Source organism: Exiguobacterium sp. S3, assembly GCF_018617295.1.
GTDB lineage: Bacteria > Bacillota > Bacilli > Exiguobacteriales > Exiguobacteriaceae > Exiguobacterium > Exiguobacterium profundum.
Window position 1 is genome coordinate 316935 of sequence record NZ_JACSJW010000002.1, and the last position, 19576, is coordinate 336510.

Annotated in this window: 20 protein-coding genes; 16 read left to right on the forward strand and 4 right to left on the reverse strand. The window is 45.7% G+C overall.

From position 1 onward, the window contains the following. Positions 1–125: 125 nt before the first annotated feature. The 5 genes from KNO65_RS06565 (at position 126) to KNO65_RS06585 (ending at position 6051) form a co-directional block, all read left to right on the forward strand. Positions 126–1745 (forward strand): peptide ABC transporter substrate-binding protein, encoded by a 1620-nt coding sequence (locus KNO65_RS06565; protein WP_214782750.1) that lies wholly within the window; start codon positions 126–128, stop codon positions 1743–1745. 307 nt (positions 1746–2052) lie between these two features. After that, the gene (gene opp3b, locus KNO65_RS06570) at positions 2053–2979 is read left to right on the forward strand and encodes an oligopeptide ABC transporter permease (protein WP_214782752.1); all 927 of its coding nucleotides are present in this window, start codon (positions 2053–2055) and stop codon (positions 2977–2979) included. Beyond that, positions 2979–4004 (forward strand): oligopeptide ABC transporter permease, encoded by a 1026-nt coding sequence (gene opp3C / locus KNO65_RS06575; protein ID WP_483297363.1) that lies wholly within the window; start codon positions 2979–2981, stop codon positions 4002–4004. The genes opp3b and opp3C overlap by 1 nt, the downstream gene beginning before the upstream one ends. 23 nt (positions 4005–4027) lie before the next feature. Then, positions 4028–5101, forward strand: a complete 1074-nt coding sequence (locus KNO65_RS06580) for an ABC transporter ATP-binding protein (RefSeq protein ID WP_214782755.1) — start codon at positions 4028–4030, stop codon at positions 5099–5101. After that, positions 5101–6051, forward strand: coding sequence for an ABC transporter ATP-binding protein (locus KNO65_RS06585; protein WP_214782758.1), 951 nt, complete (start codon positions 5101–5103; stop codon positions 6049–6051). The genes KNO65_RS06580 and KNO65_RS06585 overlap by 1 nt, the downstream gene beginning before the upstream one ends. A 76-nt stretch (positions 6052–6127) precedes the next feature. Here KNO65_RS06585 and KNO65_RS06590 read toward each other — a convergent pair whose 3' ends face one another. Further along, the gene (locus KNO65_RS06590; RefSeq protein ID WP_015881215.1) at positions 6128–6661 is read right to left on the reverse strand and encodes an HD domain-containing protein; all 534 of its coding nucleotides are present in this window, start codon (positions 6659–6661) and stop codon (positions 6128–6130) included. Positions 6662–6883: 222 nt separating this feature from the next. On the opposite strand from KNO65_RS06590, the gene KNO65_RS06595 reads away from it, so the two are divergent. The 4 genes from KNO65_RS06595 (at position 6884) to KNO65_RS06610 (ending at position 9721) form a co-directional block, all read left to right on the forward strand. After that, positions 6884–7021, forward strand: coding sequence for a hypothetical protein (locus tag KNO65_RS06595; RefSeq protein ID WP_015881216.1), 138 nt, complete (start codon positions 6884–6886; stop codon positions 7019–7021). 177 nt (positions 7022–7198) lie between these two features. Next, positions 7199–7597, forward strand: a complete 399-nt coding sequence (spxA, locus tag KNO65_RS06600; RefSeq protein ID WP_015881217.1) for a transcriptional regulator SpxA — start codon at positions 7199–7201, stop codon at positions 7595–7597. A 171-nt stretch (positions 7598–7768) separates the two neighbouring features. Then, the gene (mecA, locus tag KNO65_RS06605) at positions 7769–8425 is read left to right on the forward strand and encodes an adaptor protein MecA (RefSeq protein ID WP_015881218.1); all 657 of its coding nucleotides are present in this window, start codon (positions 7769–7771) and stop codon (positions 8423–8425) included. A 63-nt stretch (positions 8426–8488) separates the two neighbouring features. After that, the gene (locus KNO65_RS06610; RefSeq protein WP_214775849.1) at positions 8489–9721 is read left to right on the forward strand and encodes a DUF2254 domain-containing protein; all 1233 of its coding nucleotides are present in this window, start codon (positions 8489–8491) and stop codon (positions 9719–9721) included. Positions 9722–9759: 38 nt separating this feature from the next. Here KNO65_RS06610 and KNO65_RS06615 read toward each other — a convergent pair whose 3' ends face one another. Continuing rightward, positions 9760–10485 (reverse strand): SDR family NAD(P)-dependent oxidoreductase, encoded by a 726-nt coding sequence (locus tag KNO65_RS06615; protein ID WP_015881220.1) that lies wholly within the window; start codon positions 10483–10485, stop codon positions 9760–9762. 83 nt (positions 10486–10568) lie between these two features. On the opposite strand from KNO65_RS06615, the gene cls reads away from it, so the two are divergent. Genes cls through pepF form a run of 3 tightly spaced genes read left to right on the forward strand, consistent with a single transcriptional unit; the run spans position 10569 to position 14961 of the window. Then, entirely contained in the window at positions 10569–12080 is a 1512-nt protein-coding gene (cls, locus tag KNO65_RS06620) for a cardiolipin synthase (RefSeq protein WP_015881221.1), read from the forward strand. Positions 12081–12092: 12 nt separating this feature from the next. Then, positions 12093–13136, forward strand: coding sequence for a competence protein CoiA (locus KNO65_RS06625; protein WP_214782761.1), 1044 nt, complete (start codon positions 12093–12095; stop codon positions 13134–13136). 22 nt (positions 13137–13158) lie between these two features. Further along, positions 13159–14961: an oligoendopeptidase F gene (gene pepF, locus KNO65_RS06630; protein ID WP_015881223.1), complete on the forward strand. Its 1803-nt coding sequence runs from the start codon at positions 13159–13161 to the stop codon at positions 14959–14961. A gap of 204 nt (positions 14962–15165) precedes the next feature. On the opposite strand, the gene KNO65_RS06635 is transcribed toward pepF, so the two are convergent. Together KNO65_RS06635 and KNO65_RS06640 are read right to left on the reverse strand one after the other, a co-directional pair. Beyond that, the gene (locus KNO65_RS06635; protein ID WP_015881224.1) at positions 15166–15939 is read right to left on the reverse strand and encodes a DsbA family protein; all 774 of its coding nucleotides are present in this window, start codon (positions 15937–15939) and stop codon (positions 15166–15168) included. Positions 15940–16025: 86 nt separating this feature from the next. Continuing rightward, positions 16026–16607, reverse strand: coding sequence for a CYTH domain-containing protein (locus KNO65_RS06640; protein WP_015881225.1), 582 nt, complete (start codon positions 16605–16607; stop codon positions 16026–16028). Between the two features lie 109 nt (positions 16608–16716). On the opposite strand from KNO65_RS06640, the gene yjbM reads away from it, so the two are divergent. The 4 genes from yjbM (at position 16717) to KNO65_RS06660 (ending at position 19542) form a co-directional block, all read left to right on the forward strand. Further along, positions 16717–17361 (forward strand): GTP diphosphokinase, encoded by a 645-nt coding sequence (gene yjbM, locus KNO65_RS06645; protein ID WP_015881226.1) that lies wholly within the window; start codon positions 16717–16719, stop codon positions 17359–17361. Between the two features lie 12 nt (positions 17362–17373). After that, entirely contained in the window at positions 17374–18171 is a 798-nt protein-coding gene (locus KNO65_RS06650; RefSeq protein ID WP_047795471.1) for an NAD kinase, read from the forward strand. A 3-nt stretch (positions 18172–18174) separates the two neighbouring features. Beyond that, on the forward strand, positions 18175–19038 hold the full coding sequence (locus KNO65_RS06655; RefSeq protein ID WP_214782764.1) for an RluA family pseudouridine synthase: 864 nt from the start codon (positions 18175–18177) through the stop codon (positions 19036–19038). Positions 19039–19212: 174 nt separating this feature from the next. Further along, the gene (locus KNO65_RS06660) at positions 19213–19542 is read left to right on the forward strand and encodes an ArsR/SmtB family transcription factor (protein WP_214775844.1); all 330 of its coding nucleotides are present in this window, start codon (positions 19213–19215) and stop codon (positions 19540–19542) included. The last annotated feature ends 34 nt before the right edge of the window (positions 19543–19576 follow it).

Consider the following 19576-nt stretch of genomic DNA (forward strand, 5'->3'; position numbering starts at 1 on the left):
AATTTCTTACAATAGCCCTAACGTTCTTTCGTCGAATACTTTATGAAATATTCAGAAAATTAAAGAAAAAGTAAGATGTTCATTCGACGATCGGCTAGCTTTTCAAAATGAAAGGGGAAATCGCAATGAAGAAAAAATCGATTTTGCTCATGATGACGATCATCTTGGCACTCGGTTCAGTTCTCGCGGCTTGTTCAACAGGCGGAGACTCTGATGGCGGCGGTTCTTCTTCAAACGGAGAGAAAGTTCTTCGCTTGACGAGTACGTCAGATATTACAACAGCCGATTCGGCTCTTGCTACAGATGAAGTCGCATTCAATTTGATCGCCAACACAATGGAAGGTCTTTACCGTCTTGATAAAGATGGAAATGCCGTCCCGGCACTTGCTGAAGGCGAACCAGAAGTAAACGAAGACGAGACGGTTTACACGTTCACACTTCGTGATGCTGAATGGTCAAACGGGGAACCGGTCACAGCTAATGACTTCGTTTATGCTTGGCAGCGAGCTGTCGATCCTGCAACAGGCTCACAGTACGCATACATCATGAACACAATTAAAAACGCTGAAGCAATCAACACTGGTGACACACCAAAAGAAGAGCTCGGTGTTAAAGCAATCGATGAGAAGACACTCGAAGTTACACTCGAGCGTCCAGACCCATCATTCCTTTCACTTACTTCGTTCGGTACATTCACTCCGATCAACGAAGCATTCGCGACTGAAAAAGGTGAAGACTTCACGACTGGTCCTGAAAACCTTCTCTACAACGGACCGTTCACATGGACTAAATGGGATCGTGAACAGGGCTATGTCTTAACGAAAAACGAATCATATTGGGATGCTGAGAATGTTGCTCTCGATTCAGTAGATGTGAAAGTTGTTAAAGAAACATCTACCGTCGTAAACTTGTATGAAGCGGGCGATGTTGACTACGCTGGTCTCGCATCAGAACAAGTCGCAGCATTCCAAGAAGATGAAGATTACAACACAGGTCTTCGTTCTTCAATTGGATATTTCAAATTCAACCATGAAGATGAGATTTTCTCTGATGTAAATGCACGTAAAGCAGTCGCACGTGCGGTTGATCCATCAGGAATCATCGATCAGCTCTTGAACAACGGTTCAGTAGCGACAACGTCATTCATCCCGAAAGACTTCATCAAATATGAGAACGGAACGGATTACACAGAAGGCGTGGAATACTTCCAAACAAACGCTGACGAAGCTGCTTCACTTTGGGAAGAGGCAACTGATGGAGAAGCGATTACAATCGAACTCCTCTCGTTCGATAGCGAAGTATCAAAACAAATCTCTGAGTACATGAAAGGTCAAATCGAGTCGAACTTACCGAACGTAACGGTTGAGATCGCACAACAACCTTTCAACAACAAACTTGAGCGTGAAGCAAAAGGGGACTACCAAATGTCATTCGCACTTTGGGGACCTGACTACCAAGATCCGCTTACAAACCTTGGTATCTTCACTTCAGAGAATGGACAAAACGACATCAACTATTCATCATCTGAGTATGACAAGTTGATTGATGAGGCATCTGCTGAAACGAGCATCGATGCACGTTATGACTTATTCAAAGAAGCAGAAGCTCTCTTGATTGAACAAGATCAAGCAATCATGCCAATTTACCAAGCAGGTGTGGCATACTTGATCCGTCCAAATATCGAAAACTTTAACCGTCAATTATTCGGTGCTGATTACCAGTACAAATACGTTGATATTAAGTGATGGAAGGAGGGGGCATGCTTAACGCATGTCCCCAATTTTCTAAAAAATTCTAATGAAGTAAGAGAAAACACTGTTCAAATGTTTTGTTGGTAAAGTATAATGTAGTAACAGTGAAAATTCAGAATAATCTCTGAAACGAGTATTCTTTGTTTTCAGCCGCTGTACTAAGAGCCTTGAGATGACGTCTACACTTATCTTTCAGAAAATTCCTTTCATTTTGTGAATTTGAAAAATGAGTCATATGTCATAGTAAAGCTGTTGGTGCAAGTAGTAGAAAGAATCAGAAAAAAACAGGGGGTTTTTATTCATGGGACGTTATATCCTACAACGGCTGACTTACGGCCTCATCACGTTCTTCTTGATTGCCACGTTCACGTTCTTCCTGATGGACCTGCTCCCAGGTTCGCCGTATCAGAACCAGGAAAAACTGACAGAATCACAAATTCAATTGTTGAATGACCGCTACGGACTCAATGATCCGCTTCCGGTCCGCTATGCGACGTACATCGGAAACATGTTGCAAGGTGACCTTGGCGTATCATTCCGTACAGCTAACCGTCCAGTCACTGAGTTGATTATGGAACGAGTCGGTCCTTCGGCACAACTAGGAGTACAAGCATTAGTTCTCGGTACTCTTGTAGGTGTATTGTTAGGTGTTATTGCAGCGATTCGTCACAATACGGTCATTGACTATGGTTCAATGTTCGTATCGGTAATCGGGATTTCCGTCCCATCGTTCGTTTTTGCAGCCCTCCTTCAGTACTATGTTGGAGTTAAATTACAGTTACTCCCGGTCGCATTCTGGGAATCTCCAGCTCATACAATTTTACCAACCATCTCATTATCGCTCGGGGTAACGGCAGTCATTGCCCGTTTCGTCCGAACGGAGATGCTTGAAGTCACCGGACAAGATTATGTCACGCTCGCAAAAGCCAAAGGGTTGACGGGTAACGCGATTGTATGGAAACACATGGTCCGTAACGCCATGATTCCTGCCATCACAATTCTCGGACCGATGACAGCAGGACTCTTAACAGGTACATTCGTCATCGAGAAAATCTTTGCGGTACCTGGACTTGGTGAGTTGTTCGTCACGTCGATTACGTTGAACGACTACTCTGTCATCATGGGAACGACATTGTTCTTCTCAGGCTTATTCATTATTATCATTTTACTTGTCGACTTGCTTTATGGGGTTGTGGACCCACGTATTCGTCTTGGGGGGAATAACTGATGATTGAAAACAAAAAGAATTATGAACAGTTCGACCAAGACATGTTCACACCAGTTGAGATGAATGAACAGCTTGGTGAGCGAATCGCCGGGAAAAGTTTAAACTTCTGGCAAGACGCATGGATGCGTTTAAAGAAAAACAAAGCGGCCATCATTTCGCTCTCGATTATTTTGATACTTGTCGTACTTTCATTGTTTGGACCAATGTTATCGGGTCGTGATGCCTATGAACAAAACATTTCACAAGCGAAACTTCCACCTAAAGTTACAGGTCTCGAATGGGCTGGCTTTGATGGAATTGCGACACTCGGCGGTCGCGATATCGACTTCTACGAGCAAAAGAATGTAGAAGAAAACTTCTGGTTCGGTACAGATTATCTCGGTCGTGATCTCTGGTCACGTATTTGGGAAGGGACACGGATTTCCCTCTTCATCGGTTTAGTCGCGGCCATCATCGATACAATTATCGGTGTGGCATATGGCGGGATCTCAGCTTACTTCGGCGGTCGTACGGACAACATTATGCAACGTATTGTTGAAATCTTGACAGGTATACCAAACTTGATCTTGATCATCTTGTTCATCTTGATCTTTGACCCGGGTGTCTTCACCATCATCCTCGCATTAGCGATTACAGGCTGGATTGGGATGAGTCGACTCGTTCGTGGTCAGATTCTCAAACTCAAAAACCAAGAGTTCGTCTTGGCAGCTCGCACATTGGGTGCATCTAGTACGCGTTTGATTTTCAAACACTTGATTCCAAACACATTAGGTGCGATTATCATCACGCTTATGTTCACGATTCCATCTGCCATCTTCTTCGAGGCATTTCTCAGCTTTATCGGGATCGGGCTTCAACCACCACAGGCATCACTTGGTACGTTGATTAACGATGGATACAAAGAACTTCGGACATTCCCGTTCCTTCTTGTTATTCCGTCAATTGTCATCGTCTTGCTCATGGTCAGCTTCAACTTGCTTGCTGACGGTTTGCGTGATGCGTTCGATCCGAAAATGCGTAAATAAATAAGAAAGAGGGGGACTCGTGCATGGAAACGATTTTATCAGTCCGAGACTTAGAGGTCTCGTTCCACACATATGCAGGAACAGTTCAAGCTGTTCGTGGTGTTTCGTTTGATTTGAAAAAAGGCGAGACGCTCGCCATCGTAGGAGAGTCGGGTTCAGGTAAATCCGTTACTTCGAAGGCGATTATGCGTCTCATTCCGAACCCTCCAGGTGAGATCACGAACGGAGAAATCATGTTCGAAGGAAAAGACTTGGCAAAGCTTTCGGAAAAAGAAATGTTAAAAATTCGTGGTCGCGATATCGCAATGATTTTCCAAGACCCGATGACGTCACTTAACCCGACGATGACGATTTACAAGCAAATCGCTGAAGGGTTGAAACAGCACCAAGGGTTAACGGGGGAGGATGCGAAGAAACGCACGCTCGAATTGTTGACACTTGTAGGGATTCCAAACCCTGAAGCGCGTTTGAAACAATATCCACACCAACTCTCAGGTGGGATGCGTCAGCGGATCGTGATCGCAATCGCACTCGCATGTAATCCGAAAGTGTTGATTGCCGATGAGCCGACAACAGCACTCGATGTAACGATTCAAGCACAGATTCTTGAACTGTTAAAAGATATTCAACAAAAGACCGGTACAGCGGTTATCTTCATCACGCACGACCTAGGTGTTGTTGCGAACATGGCTGACCGTGTTGCTGTTATGTATGCAGGACGTCTCGTTGAAAAAGGAACGGTTGATGAGATTTTCTACGAGCCACGTCACCCATACACATGGGGACTTCTCGGTTCGATGCCGCGTCCGACGGATGACCGCAATGAAGCGTTACCGGCAATCCCGGGTACGCCTCCGAACTTGCTCGATCCTCCAAAAGGGGATGCGTTCGCACCGCGTAATCCATACGCAATGAAGATTGATTTTGAGAAAGAGCCACCGATGTTCCAAGTAAGTGATACACACTTTGCTTCAAGTTGGTTGTTACACCCACAAGCACCATCGGTTAATCCGCCACGTGCGATTCGTGAACTCGCTCTCAAATATCGTCCAGACAGTGCGTTCGCAAAATCGTTTACGAAAGGTGGTGCTGAATAATGGAACGCGAGAAATTACTCGAGGTAAAAAACCTGAAGCAGCACTTTAAAATTGGTCGTGGCCGTGTCGTCAAAGCTGTCGACGGAATCACATTTGATATTTACAAAGGTGAAGTGCTCGGACTCGTAGGTGAGTCTGGTTGCGGTAAGTCAACGACAGGACGTACAATTATCGGTCTCTACGACGCGACGGATGGCGATGTCGTGTTCAAAGGCGAAAACGTCCACGACAAAAAATCAAAATCAGATAAATTGAAGTTCAACCGTGCGATGCAAATGATTTTCCAAGATCCATACGCCTCGCTCAATCCGCGTATGACGGTCGCCGATATCATCGCAGAAGGAATCGATATTCATGGTCTTGCGAAGACGAAAGAAGACCGCATGAACCGCGTATATGACCTCCTTGAAACAGTTGGTTTGACGAAAGAACACGCAAGCCGTTACCCACATGAATTCTCGGGTGGTCAGCGTCAGCGTATCGGGATTGCCCGTGCCCTTGCGGTTGAACCGGACTTCATCATCGCCGATGAACCGATTTCTGCACTTGACGTTTCGATTCAAGCGCAGGTCGTCAACTTGTTGAAAGAATTGCAACGCGATCGCGATTTGACGTATTTGTTCATCGCTCACGACTTGTCGATGGTTAAATACATCTCTGACCGTATCGGTGTTATGTATCAAGGTCATCTCGTAGAGCTTGCGACAGCAGATCGCCTTTACGAGAACCCGATTCATGCATACACGAAATCGCTCCTTTCAGCGATTCCGCTTCCGGACCCGGAGCATGAACGTACACGTAAGCGGATCGTATACGAGTCAACATCAAAAGGTCCAGTTGGACGTTCAGATGAAGATTCAAGCATCCCGCCACTTCGCGAAGTTGAGCCAGGACACTATGTCTCGCTCACAGACGAAGAGTACGAAGCGTATAAAGCGCAACTCGTGTAACGAAATCAATCCTGACTCATTTATTGAGTCAGGATTTTTTTGCACAAAAAAATCACCTATTAAAGTAGGTGACTGATTATCCGTTTGAGATGCGTGGTAAATTAGCTAGACGCTCGACGATGGCATCGATTTGACGGACGCGAGCTAGCGCATCTTCAATTTCCATTGTTTCATAATGGTGAAGACCGCCTGGCTGCTCCACATACGTGTCCGCATCATGGACGAGTTGTTGCAGTGGGGTCCGTTGGATACGACTCGGTGGTAAATAGGAATCCGTGTGCAACAGTATCATGACAGAAATCTCTTTTGCCCGGGCTGGATCTTCCCCTAATCGAATTAATAGTTTATGAGCCCGTTCAGCCCCTTTGATCGCATGGATATCGTTCTGACGATACAAATCATAATTCCATTTACCTTCTGTATACCATTCATAGTGTCCGATATCATGAAGAAGCGCAGCTTTCGTCGCCAAATCTGTATCAAGACCACGTTTCGTTGCCATTTCGAGAGCGCGTTCACAGACGTCGACCGCATGTTTTAAGCCAGATCGAGTTAAATATTTTTGGGTAACCGGATGTTTCATAATCGTTTCTAAAGTGATTCTCATCATCGCTCTCCTCCTTAAAAATAAAAGGGTTATTTCTATAAACTATACAGGTTTCTTCAAGTCATTGCAAACGATATCGGTGTTAATTTGAGATGAACGTATAAGAATGATTCACATTTCACAAACGAGTGTGCTATAATTTAAATGTAGATATAGTGCAACTTCAAGATTTTCAGAATCGGTAATGCTCGGGAGGTTCCTTACGCTGTATGGGGGTGAGAGGCCATGAAAGAACGTGACAAAGTTCTGCGAGAGAAAAAGAGACTTTTGAAAGAAGTATTGAAGAAAAAGTTGAAAGACTTACAAGTCAAGCCAGGGAAAGAGACGGTGTCTCAACCGGTTTCTCGAATCCCTGCGTCTTAAGTTAGGTCGTTCAAGGTCGCATTCAATGAATGCGCCCTCTTTTCATATCTGATTGATAAAGAATATCATTGAAGTTTTGATAAATAAGAATTACTATAATTAAGTGGATGCGAATTTGGGTATACAAATAGAGTCACTTAAAAAGATGGACGCATACTCGATCAGGGAGGAAGAAAAATGGTCACACTTTATACGTCTCCAAGCTGTACATCTTGCCGAAAGGCACGGGCTTGGCTCGAAGAACATGATATCCCGTTTACAGAACGAAACATATTTTCAGAACCGCTCTCATTGAATGAGATTAAACAAATTTTACGTATGACGGAAGACGGGACGGATGAAATCATTTCGACTCGTTCGAAAGTCTTTTCTAAAATCGATGTGTCTGTTGATGCGCTATCTCTTCAACAGCTTTACGATTTGATTCAAGAATATCCAGGGCTTTTACGTCGTCCGATCCTTATTGATGAGAAACGTTTACAGGTCGGATATAACGAAGATGAGATTCGTCGATTCTTGCCACGTAAAGTTCGGACGTTCCAATTACAAGAAGCCCAACGACTTGTGAATGAATGAGAGCATACTGTTTAAGCAGTGTGCTTTTTATTATTGATTATTTCCTATAAAATAAAGTTATAACCCTTCATCTAGATTGAACGATATTAAAAAGGGTACAAAGATAACAAGACAATTTCCCCTCTCCTCCTTATGTGAATTGGGAGCGAGGTGAGAAGGGAGTGGACAATCGTGAAAATTGAGCGCATCAATGATAATACCGTCAAATTTTTCATCACATACGTGGATATCGAAAAACGTGGTTTTGCTCGTGATGAAATTTGGTACAACCGGGAACGTGGCGAGCAGCTGTTCTGGCAAATGATGGACGAGGCTCACGAACGTGAAGACATCTCGTTTGATGGTCCACTATGGATTCAAGTACAAGCTTTTGAAAAAGGTCTAGAAGTGACTGTGACGATCGCGAAAAATGTAATGGACACGGAAGACGATTCTGAACTCGGTTCGCTCCTTCGATCAGCAATCGATGAGGCACGGGATCAACAATCGGTACTCGACCAATTGAGTGAGTTGGATGAACTTGAAGCCGAGGCAGATGCTTGGGCACCACTCGCGATGGAAACGAATGATTTCGAGGCAATCATTTCGCTGAGTAAACGTACAGGAGACATGTTCAGCGATCTTGATTTGAAACTATATCACTATCAAGACCGTTACTACTTGTGGATTGATTTCCCGGATGAAATGGAACCGGAAGACGAAGAGAATGCACTCAGTCTTTTAGCAGAGTATTTAACATTCAGTACACAGACGCAACCGATGCTTGAAGAGTATGGGAAACTCATTCTCGATGGCGACGTCTTTGCGAAAGTGCGTCACTATTTTTAATGGTACATCGCCTGTTCAGTTGGACAGGCGATTTTTTCAAATCGACGGTAAAGAGGTGTTGGTATGGTGAGACGAATTCGATTACTACTTGATGACAGCGCATGGTTTGTCCCATTTTTATACGGAATGGGTGGCATCGTACTAACGGCATTCACTCAAGTGTTTGGGGAGTTTTTCCGAGATTTATTACCTGAATTTATTTATTTAGACCTGGACTCAGCGGCGTCTGTGTTGTCTTCGACATTTACGAGCCTGATGACGATGATGACGTTCAGCTTTTCCACGATTTTGGTCGTGTTGACGACGTATTCCTCTCAGTTTTCTCCTCGGACGATCAACAACTTTTTGACGAACACGTCGGCCAAGCATACGCTCGGTCTTTTCATCATGACGACGGTTTATGGAATTTCGAACTTATTCCTCGTCCGTACGGCAGATGAAGGCGTCGTATTGTCGTCTGGGATCAGTGTGCTCTTAGTCATTGGTTCAATCTGGGCATTCGTCAAGTTCATCCAGACGGTCAGTGTTTCGATTCAGGCGGAACGTCTTTTATCCGAGTTACATAAAGAAGCGCTCTCTGTCATCAGTGAGCAAAAAGATGCGATTGAGTCGGATGAGGTTCATCTCGTCTTGCCTCGATCTGTCCATTCATTGGAAGGTCAAGCGGTACGAGCTCCGCAAACGGGGTACATCCGATTGTTTTTAAGAGAGAAACAAGGAGATCATGAAACGGACTTTGAGTCCGTCGTAGCCGTCGGGGATTTCGTTGCCAAAGGTGATTTACTCGGGTTTTGGAAAGGCGAGGACGCACCGGATATCGAGTTGTTTGAGATTGGCGAAGTGCGTTCTTCGATGCAAGACCCGTCATTTGCGATTGAAAAATTGAGTGAGATTGCGCTACGTGGTATTTCTCCAGGAATCAATGATCCGAATACGGCAATTCATGCGATTCATTACATCGGGGATATTTTACGAGAGCTTTGTGAATTACCGGATGGCGATTTCCTATATTCGAACGGAAAGTGCGACTGGCATGTGAAGCGAAAAACGCTTGAGACGATTCTATTTGAATCATTATCACCGATGCAGACTTATGCCAGCCGAGATATCTTCGTGATGGGGTCCGTGTTTGAAGCGATTCGAATGGCGCGCCTTCAAGCGCATGAAACGCTCGATTCGACCTTTGAGGACATGATTCAATATTTTGTGGATGTGATTGATTGGGATCGTCTTCATGTGAAAGAACAGAATTATTTACACAATAAGATCAATCGGGCTAAAAAGATGGCGACATGAGTAGAGACCACCTGTTCAAAAGAAGAGGTGGTCTCTGTTCAAGACAATGTATACCCGCCATCGACCGTGATGGCTTGGCCGTTAATATACGTTGAGGCATCCGTCAATAAAAATTCGACGACCGGCGCTACTTCCTCAGGGAGGGCGGCATGTCCCCGGAAATGATGGGTCATCGCCTCTTTAAACTTCGCTTCCCCGCCGTATAACTTGTGACTAAGAGGTGTATCAATCGGTCCGAAACAAACGGCATTGAATCTTACTTTTCCTTTCATTCGGTGCGCGAACGTTTTGGTTAAGGCCACTACGGCCGCTTTTGAAGCGGCATAGTGCGCGAGCATCGGAGGGAACTTGACGTGCCCGACGATGGCGGCATTGTTGACGACACTCGCTCCTTGGTCAAACAAGGGAATGGCGCGCTGTGTGACGGTGTTCAGCGCATACAGGTTGACCTCGAACACCTCAGTATACGACTCATGTGTCAAACGCTCAGGGGTGCCCGGTCTGCCGAATGTGGCAGCGTTATTGAATAATCCGTTCAAGGTCACACCTTGCTCTTTTAACTGAGCGAAAAGATGATCGATGTCCTCTGTCGAAGCAAGGTCACATCGAATAAATGTGGCTTGTCCATTTGAATCAGACTCGAGGGCGGCACCTCTCGTTTCGTCCCGACCGATCCCGATGACACGGTGCCCCTTACCAGTCAACTGCAAAGCGACGGCGCGACCAATCCCACTTGTCGCACCGGTGATTAGAAAAGTCCCCATAATTCATTCGCTCCCCTCAAAAAGATGACGTTACGATGTATAATTAATGATAATACATGACAGAAACGAGGTCAGCTTATAATATGTTGCGACGCATACAAGTACTCTTTTCCCTCATTTTGCTCGCAGGACTCATTGCGATATTATCGTATTACTGGAGCTCACAAGTAATCGGATTGTTCTCGATTCTCGTCTTTTTGACAACGTTCAGCATATTGCTCGTCATCTTACTTGAAAATCGAAATCCACAACGTACGCTCATTTGGGCAATTGTCATGATTGGTTTTCCGGTCATCGGATTATTCGCATACTTTGTATTCGGTCAGAACTATCGCCGTAAACGTATGTTCAAAGAAAAAGCGATGCTTGATGAAGAGACGTACTTGGCCTATCGTCAGAAAGCGATGACGTTGTCGCCGTCCCTCATGTTCGCCCACGACGATTACGAGAAGCTGATGCATTTGACTTCTTCGTTGAACCAGTTACCGGTCTCATCGAATACGTATACGCAAATCTTGACGAACGGCCGTGAAAAATTTTCGAAGTTATTGCCGGCTCTGAAAGGAGCGTCCCGACACATCCATCTAGAGTATTATATTTTCCGGGAAGATCGCATTTCTCGGGAAATACAGCGGATCTTGATCGAAAAAGCGAAGGCGGGGGTCGAAGTACGATTTTTGTATGATGCCGTCGGGTCCATTCATACGAGCGGCACGTTCTTTGAAGAGATGAAGCAAGCCGGTGTCCAAGTCCAGGCATTCTTTCCAGTTGTATTGCCACTCGTTTCAAGTAAGACGAACTATCGCAACCATCGGAAGATCGTGGTCATCGATGGTACGGAGGCATTTACAGGTGGCTTGAATGTAGGGGATGAGTACTTGGGTGAGCACTCTAAGTTCGGGTTTTGGCGCGACACCCATCTGTATGTCAGAGGCGAAGGGGTATCTGAACTGCAATTGATTTTCTTGCAAGATTGGTATTACATGACCGGGGAACGCCTGTTCACACCGTTCTATCTAGAGCCGCTTGAAACGGTAAGAAGTGCGAGCGGAGGGGTCCAAATCGTTGCAAGTGGACCGGATGAACCGTATGAGACGATGAAATCCATTTACTTTTCACTCATCAATGCTGCGAAAAAATCTGTCTACATTTCGTCACCTTACTTGATTCCGGATGAGGACATTATGAGTGCCTTGAAGACGGCGTCATTATCAGGGATCGATGTCCGTATCGTCTTACCGAGTTATCCGGACCATAAGATCGTGTTCTACGCAAGTCGGTCCTATTACGAAGAACTGTTACTCGCCGGGGTGAAGATTTATCTATATGAAAAGGGATTTATGCATTCAAAAGTCATCGTGGTGGATGATGGATTAGCCACGATCGGGACGGCGAATATGGATTTTCGGAGCTTTCATTTGAACTTCGAGGTCAATGCGCTCCTCTATAACACGAACTCAGTCCATCAACTGAAACAAGACTTATATGATGATTTCGAAGGGTCACACGAACTCGTATTAGAAGAGTTCGCGAAACGGTCATTCTTTATCAAACTCGTTGAATCATTAGCCAGAATGTTTTCACCATTGCTATGAGGAGGGAGCAAGATGCGGTTTGCAATCGATCGGGAAGGGGATATCATTGATTCCTTTACATTAAATCGGATGCAAGCAGAGCAACTTGCTCCTTTTCGATGTCCGACTTGTCAGGAAGTATTGATTGTAAAGCAAGGTGTGAAGCGACGGCTGCATTTTGCGCATATCCACACCTGTGGGAGGGCTGAATCGGTCACGCACCATCAGGATAAATGGGCGGTGTGCCAGTGGCTTCAAGAGAAAGGCTATCCAGTCGAGCAAGAGGTGACGATTAAGAATCGTCGAGCTGACGTACTCACGAACATGGACGGGCAGCACACCGTGTTCGAAATTCAGGCATCTCCCTTGCGACCGGAAGAATACGCCGAGCGAACGATTGATTATCGACGAGCGGGGCTTGATGTAATTTGGATCGCGAGCGGTCTCGATTTGAGAAGCAATCAATCGTTTCAACCATGGATGCGTCTAGAACTGTTTCAGAGACATAGGTTGTTGACGGTGAAAAATGGGAGATTGTTACGCTTCAATGGATTTCCGATTTCGATTAAGTATGGAATCGGAAGCTGGGAAATCTCATCTTCCGTGAACACGTCACCGTACGAAGCTTACTACCGGTTCGATGCTTTTAAATGGACAGAGATGATTCGTCGTAAACGTATGTCGCCTCTTTATCCATCTCCGTTAAATCGACGGCTCATATTGAATCGGCTCTATCCACTTGGTCTGTTACCCGCATTATTACCGACCGCCTGTTACCTTCCGCTATCATCGCTTTGGGGAATTCGTGTGCATTCGATTGATTTTCAAACCGTTCTTTATTTGAATCGCTACGAGTCACCTCACGATTCCGTGGAATGTAGTATTCAAAAAACGTGTCGACAATTTGGAGTGACACCGACAAGCGACTTTTCCCAGTCATTTCATGTACAATGGAAACAACTCTTGAATGCGAGTCGTCTATCCTGTGATGTCAGGTCATGGCCTTACGAGGAGGCCAGACATCACGATACACGTTTGTTTCAAGGACTTCAGCGATTGATCTTACAATCGACTTAATCATCGAAAAGGAAGTGGACGTATGTCAGAGGTATTGACTAGACAACAAGTTCCAGTGGAAGAAACATGGAACTTAGAGACCATCTACAGCAATGACGAGGCTTGGGAATCGGATTTTCAAGCGTTAAAAGAGAAAGTACCGGCATTGATTGGATTTAAAGGACGCCTTGGGGAGTCGGCGGAAACGTTATACGAAGCGTTGCAACTTCGGGACGATCTCTCACGTCAGTTACATAAGCTATATACGTATGCGCACATGCGCTATGACGAAGACACGGCGAATAGCCATTATCAAGCATTGAATGATCGTGCCGGCTCACTTGCTTCTCAAGTTTCAGCGCAACTCGCGTTTATGACACCTGAGTTGCTTTCGATTGATGAGAATCAGATTGAAGCCTTCATGGAGCAGAATGAGTCACTTCGCGTTTATCGTCATGCATTCGATGAGTTGGCACTTGAGCGTCCGCACGTATTGACAGAGGCAGAAGAAGCCATTTTGGCACAAGCGGGAGATGTGCTCGGTCAATCGAGCTCGACGTTCGGTATGCTCAACAACGCAGATTTAAAATTCCCGAAAGTGAAAAATGAAAAAGGGGAAGAAGTTGAGTTGACGCACGGTCGATATATCACGTTCCTTGAATCGGCTGACCGAAGCGTTCGCGAAGGGGCATTTAAAGCGATGTACGGGACGTACGCGCAATATTTGAATACGTTCGCCTCAACATTGTCAGGAAGTGTGAAGAAAGATAACTTCTATGCGACTGTGCGTAAGTTTGAAAGTGCAAGACAGTCCGCACTCCACCATAATGCGATTCCGGAGTCTGTATACGATGGCCTCGTAGAAGCAGTGAACGAACGACTCGACTTGTTACATCGTTATGTCGCGTTACGTAAGCGAGCGCTCGGCTTAGATGAGCTGCATATGTATGACCTCTACACACCGCTCGTCAAAGATGTCGAGATGAAAGTGTCATATGAGGAAGCGAAACAATGGATGGTAGATGGTTTGGCACCACTAGGAGAAGAGTACGTCCAAATTGTCAAAGACGGTCTCGAATCGCGTTGGGTCGACGTGCGAGAGACGCGTGGTAAGCGTAGCGGTGCTTACTCCTCGGGAGCATACGATACGCAACCGTTCATCCTCATGAACTGGCAAGATAACGTCAACAACTTGTTCACGCTCGCACACGAGTTCGGACACTCGGTGCATAGTCATTACACACGCACATCGCAACCATATCCGTATGGCGATTACTCGATCTTCGTTGCAGAAGTGGCATCGACGACGAACGAAGCTTTGTTAAACGACCATTTGTTGAAAACGAGAACAGCGAAAGAGGAGCGTCTCTACTTGCTGAACAATCAGCTTGAAACGTTCCGTGGAACATTGTTCCGTCAAACGATGTTCGCTGAATTCGAACACATGATTCATCAAGCTGCTCAAGAAGGCGTATCGCTCACTCCGGAGTACTTAAATGAAACTTACCTCGAGTTGAACAAACGCTATTTCGGAGACGAGATTGTCATCGATGAAGAGATTTCATATGAGTGGGCGCGCATCCCGCACTTCTATTACAACTACTACGTCTATCAATATGCGACAGGGATTTCGGCATCTGCTGCACTGTCACAACAAATCATGGAAGAAGGGGAGCCAGCCGTACGTCGTTATATCGATAACTTCTTGAAGGCGGGTTCTAGTGACTATCCGATTGAGGTGCTGAAGGCGGCTGGTGTCGATATGACGACGAAGGAGCCGGTATTGAAGGCGCTCGATCAGTTCGAGGCAGTTCTTGATGAAATGGAATCATTATTGTTCTCGTGAACAATATGTGACAATATGCACAAAGAGGTTGTCAGGTGATTCTGTACTAGGTATATTATAAGTGTGAAATCAATCACAAACCCCTTTATTGACCGTAAACTTTCTCCCATCTTGTAGGCCTTCCCCGGGCCTCAAGGTTCGATGTCTCTTGTCCCCGCTTGAGACGTCAAAAACCCCATGGCTCCCCGGCCATGGGGTTCTTTTTTATTTCGTTTGAGCCCACGCTTCACCGCTACATCCTGGCACAGGACGGCAACGCTGTTGTAGGGAGAGCTTCTTCAATTCGCGTTCAATCACTGTCTTCTCCAAGTCTAGAATGTACGATAGCTCTGTGATGGTCGAAGCATCATAGCGTGCCAACACTTTGGCTACGTCCCAATCGGTCGAACGGCTCGGTGCATAACCTAACAATTCAGTCATGACCGATTGATAGACGTCGTACGGATAAACCCCTTCAATCTTCAATGCTTCATCGCGCGTCACGAATGTGAGTGCGGGCAATGACTCAATCTCCCAATCTTTCAACACTTGATGGTCGACAGCCAATGCATTCAAGAGCTGGTTCGATTGAAGATCGGCTTCGAGTTCACTTAAATCAAGGCCATACTCTTCGAAAGAACGTGCGATTTCCCATAAATCGATTGAACCAAGTTGTTCACCAGAGAATAGATCATTCACATGCAAATGACGCAAGAAGCGCATCGCATGACGTTTCCCTTGTAATTCCAGCGCTTTGATCATGGTGAGAAGGCGAACTTCTTCCTGACATCCGCCAACACAGCTAGGAACGGTAGAGACCATTCGAAAACGAATCACATGTCCGTATTCAATCTCTAACTTTTTGATCAGTGTCATCACGTGAAAGTTCTCAGGACTTGAGATGTCCATGAAATAGAATAACTCCAATGGCTTATACGTTACTTGAATAGGAGTTTCTTCCAGTGAACAGGATGACCCATTACATTGTTCAAGTTCCATTTGTGTCGCCTCCTCTCGTCAAAAAACTCATTTAACTTTGTAAACTCATTGTAGCAACGAAAAAAAAAGGTTGGCAATGTATCTGCTCAACCTTCCAATCGACTCATTTTCAATTCCATGAATCGGACGATTTTATTTTTGGCGGGACGATAGGGGAGACCGTGTTTTGCAAGAAGTCCTTCGAACGCACGTTTTCCCTCTTCTTCATTCGTCACTTCAAATTCTATTTCATAGTCGCTCGTCTCCAAATAATGGCTTTCGTCCAAAACGAGTAGACCGTCTTCTGTCTGCAACTCTGCCCGATTCGTCTCGAGTCGACCGAGATGTTCGAGCGGTGCATTCAGCTGGAACGGGGCCAGTGCCTGCTTCATTTGCTCGTCATGAATGATTCCGTACTTAAACAGATCCTCAGCCTCATCTTCTGTAATTGTGGCATGTGTCTCAAGCAATCCGACCTCGTTTGGTTGCTTTAACGTCAGCACTTGACCATGTTTCTTCTCGCGAATGCGAAGTGCTGCCCCGTTCGCTTTTAGCTGAAAGGAAGGGGTGTCGAAATAATCATTCGCCTGCCAACGAACTTGGTCATCAAGCTGATAGGCACGTAGGAGTGTCTCATACTCGTCTTTCGTCAACATTGATTTAAATTCAATTTCCACTTCTTGGGTCATGAATCATCGCTCCATTCTATGAACAATTGTTCGTTTATGATACCATACAAACGGATACATACGGAAAGGACGCGTTTTTTCCGGAAAAGAACGAAAGTGGTGACAGCGTATGCAATCAGTGAACTGGGATCAGTTTTTAGTACCATATCAAATCGCGGTAGACGAGTTGAAAGTCAAATTGAAAGCCGTTCGTAAGCAATTCAAGTCCCAAAATGACCATTCTCCGATTGAATTTGTCACAGGTCGAGTGAAGCCGGTCGGGAGCATTCTCGAGAAAGCGAAACGAAAAAATATCGCTGACCATGAATTGGCGACGGATATGCAGGATATAGCGGGATTACGAATCATGTGCCAATTTGTCGATGATATCGTTCACGTCTTGGATTTGCTACATCGTCGAACAGATTTTAAAATAGTGGAAGAACGCAATTACATTACCCATCAGAAAGACTCGGGCTATCGATCGTATCATGTCATCATCGAGTACCCGGTCCAAACGATTCACGGTGAAATCCCTACGCTCGTTGAAGTGCAAATCCGCACGCTTGCGATGAATTTCTGGGCCACGATTGAGCACTCATTGAATTATAAATATGATGGTGACATGCCTCTTGAAGTGCAGGAACGATTGAGACGCGCAGCCGAGGCAGCCTTTTTACTCGATGCCGAGATGAGCCAACTCCGCGTTGAAATCCAGGACGCCCAGCAAGTGTTTCGGGATAAAGAGATGAACGTGAAAACGGACGAAGACTAGGGGGAAACCGATATGCAGTTTGCGATTGTATCGAGGGGAGATACGCGATCAGCGGAGATCGCCCAGGAACTGACTGAAAAACTTCAAGCCGCCGGGCATACATTATCGGAACAGCCCCGAATCGTAGTATCGGTCGGAGGGGACGGGACGATGTTACAGGCGTTTCATAAATACATCGACCGACTCGATGAAACGCTACTTGTCGGGATTCATACCGGGCATCTCGGATTTTATGCCGATTGGCAACCGGATGAGTTGGATGAACTGACCGAGATGATCACGAGCGAATCGTTCGAGCCGGTCTCCTATCCGCTCGTTGAGGTGCTCATTGACTATGAGAACGGGGAGACTGATCGTCGACTGGCGATGAATGATTGCACGATTAAGAACTACAAGCGAACGCTCGTCTGTGATTTATCGATTCGAGACGACTACTTTGAAACGTTCCGTGGAGATGGATTATGTATTTCGACACCATCGGGTTCGACCGCCTACAATAAGGCACTCGGTGGAGCGATCGTTCACCCATCGATTGAAGCCATTCAAGTGACCGAGATGGCTTCAATCAACAACCTAGTGTATCGAACGATCGGTGCACCGCTTCTCTTACCAAAACACCATCAAGTGAAAATCAAACCGCACACGAAAACCGAATTTGAATTGGCGTTTGACCATCAGGAAGCGTTGTCCTGGTCGGATGTCGTCTCGATTCGATGTGCGGTCGCAAAAGAAAAAGTGACGTTCGCTCGCTTCCGGCCCTTCCCATTCTGGCGCCGAGTTCGCGAATCGTTCATCGAGGAAGGAAAGTAACGAATGCAAGGGTTTACGATTCGTCGCGTTGTGGAGAAAGCCATCCCACTTCGCGACTTTTTAATGCAAGATATGGGCATTTCTCGAAAGATGCTCACGCTCGTGAAGCATGAAGGCGATATTGAAGTGAACGGTATGCACCGCACCGTAAGGCATGAACTCGAACCAGGAGATGAAGTGATCGTGCGATTCCCGCCCGAATCCCCATCACTCGACATGGTCGCTTCGGAAAGACCGATTCGAATCCTGTATGAAGACGATACACTGTTGGCGGTCGATAAACCGGCAGGGATTGCCACGATACCATCACGACTACATCCAACCGATACACTTGCGAACGCTGTACTTGGCTATTATCAACGCATCGGTCTGTCATCTGCGATTCATGTGGTCAATCGACTCGATCGTGATACGAGCGGTGTCGTCTTGTTTGCAAAGTATGGATTCATCCATCATCGATTTAGCGAACTTCAGAAAGCGAATGGATTGATGCGTACGTACAAGGCATTGGTCGAAGAAGAAGTGACGCCACAAACGATTGATGCACCGATCGGGCGTGCCGAGAACTCGATTATGGAGCGAGTCGTGACAACTGAGGGACAACTCGCCATCACGCACATCCTCGCATGTCAGCCGTTTGGGAGCGGCTCGTTATTGACGATTCGACTCGAGACGGGACGGACCCATCAGATTCGCGTGCATTTGCGCCATATCGGTCATCCGCTCATTGGGGACTCCATGTATGGGGGGACTGCTCGTATGTCCCGTCACGCCCTTCACAGCGCGTCTGCGCGATTCATTCACCCGATGACAGGAGATACGATTCAGATTGAGGCGCCGATTCCGGAAGATTTCTTCAACGTTTAACGTGAATGTTCGAGCAGGTATGACCAAGACAATCTGTCGCCTGCTCGACATGATCTTTAACAAATGCACGCGTTTAAATGATAAATCAATTTTTTTTGATATAAAGATTGCCATTCTTAGCGGTGTAAAGTATGCTTGTATTAATCAATAAAAGTTGATGAAAGAGGTGAGGTTATGGATGATTCAACCAAGACATTGAATGGTTTGCCATTAGAGGATACGTTTGCCCACTATGAGGCGAAATTCAAAGCGTTGGCCGATCAGAAACGTCTGCTCATACTGAATCAATTGTGTGCCGGCCCAATCAATGTGGTTGATTTGTCAGAGATCTTTGATATGCCTCAATCCAAACTGTCGTACCACTTAAAAGTTTTGTTGACGGCGAACTTGATCACGAAAGAAACAAAAGGCACGTGGAGTTATTATCAAATCAACGAACAGGAAGTCAATCATCTCCTATCTCCAGAATTATGTTGTTTGTTTAGACCTAACGATGTTTGTTAGGTCTAAACGATGATTTTTAAATCAATTTTTTTTG

Bases quoted from the DNA above. Each gene is read 5' to 3' on its own strand.
- KNO65_RS06625 (WP_214782761.1), top strand. From the start codon at position 12,093: ATGCGGTTTGCAATCGATCGGGAAGGGGATATCATTGATTCCTTTACA.
- KNO65_RS06565 (WP_214782750.1), top strand. From the start codon at position 126: ATGAAGAAAAAATCGATTTTGCTCATGATGACGATCATCTTGGCACTC.
- opp3b (WP_214782752.1), top strand. From the start codon at position 2,053: ATGGGACGTTATATCCTACAACGGCTGACTTACGGCCTCATCACGTTC.
- KNO65_RS06610 (WP_214775849.1), top strand. From the start codon at position 8,489: ATGGTGAGACGAATTCGATTACTACTTGATGACAGCGCATGGTTTGTC.
- KNO65_RS06580 (WP_214782755.1), top strand. From the start codon at position 4,028: ATGGAAACGATTTTATCAGTCCGAGACTTAGAGGTCTCGTTCCACACA.
- KNO65_RS06650 (WP_047795471.1), top strand. From the start codon at position 17,374: ATGCAGTTTGCGATTGTATCGAGGGGAGATACGCGATCAGCGGAGATC.
- KNO65_RS06585 (WP_214782758.1), top strand. From the start codon at position 5,101: ATGGAACGCGAGAAATTACTCGAGGTAAAAAACCTGAAGCAGCACTTT.
- spxA (WP_015881217.1), top strand. From the start codon at position 7,199: ATGGTCACACTTTATACGTCTCCAAGCTGTACATCTTGCCGAAAGGCA.
- cls (WP_015881221.1), top strand. From the start codon at position 10,569: ATGTTGCGACGCATACAAGTACTCTTTTCCCTCATTTTGCTCGCAGGA.
- KNO65_RS06615 (WP_015881220.1), bottom strand. From the start codon at position 10,485: ATGGGGACTTTTCTAATCACCGGTGCGACAAGTGGGATTGGTCGCGCC.
- KNO65_RS06635 (WP_015881224.1), bottom strand. From the start codon at position 15,939: ATGGAACTTGAACAATGTAATGGGTCATCCTGTTCACTGGAAGAAACT.
- pepF (WP_015881223.1), top strand. From the start codon at position 13,159: ATGTCAGAGGTATTGACTAGACAACAAGTTCCAGTGGAAGAAACATGG.
- KNO65_RS06590 (WP_015881215.1), bottom strand. From the start codon at position 6,661: ATGATGAGAATCACTTTAGAAACGATTATGAAACATCCGGTTACCCAA.
- KNO65_RS06660 (WP_214775844.1), top strand. From the start codon at position 19,213: ATGGATGATTCAACCAAGACATTGAATGGTTTGCCATTAGAGGATACG.
- KNO65_RS06655 (WP_214782764.1), top strand. From the start codon at position 18,175: ATGCAAGGGTTTACGATTCGTCGCGTTGTGGAGAAAGCCATCCCACTT.
- yjbM (WP_015881226.1), top strand. From the start codon at position 16,717: ATGCAATCAGTGAACTGGGATCAGTTTTTAGTACCATATCAAATCGCG.
- KNO65_RS06595 (WP_015881216.1), top strand. From the start codon at position 6,884: ATGAAAGAACGTGACAAAGTTCTGCGAGAGAAAAAGAGACTTTTGAAA.
- KNO65_RS06640 (WP_015881225.1), bottom strand. From the start codon at position 16,607: ATGACCCAAGAAGTGGAAATTGAATTTAAATCAATGTTGACGAAAGAC.
- opp3C (WP_483297363.1), top strand. From the start codon at position 2,979: ATGATTGAAAACAAAAAGAATTATGAACAGTTCGACCAAGACATGTTC.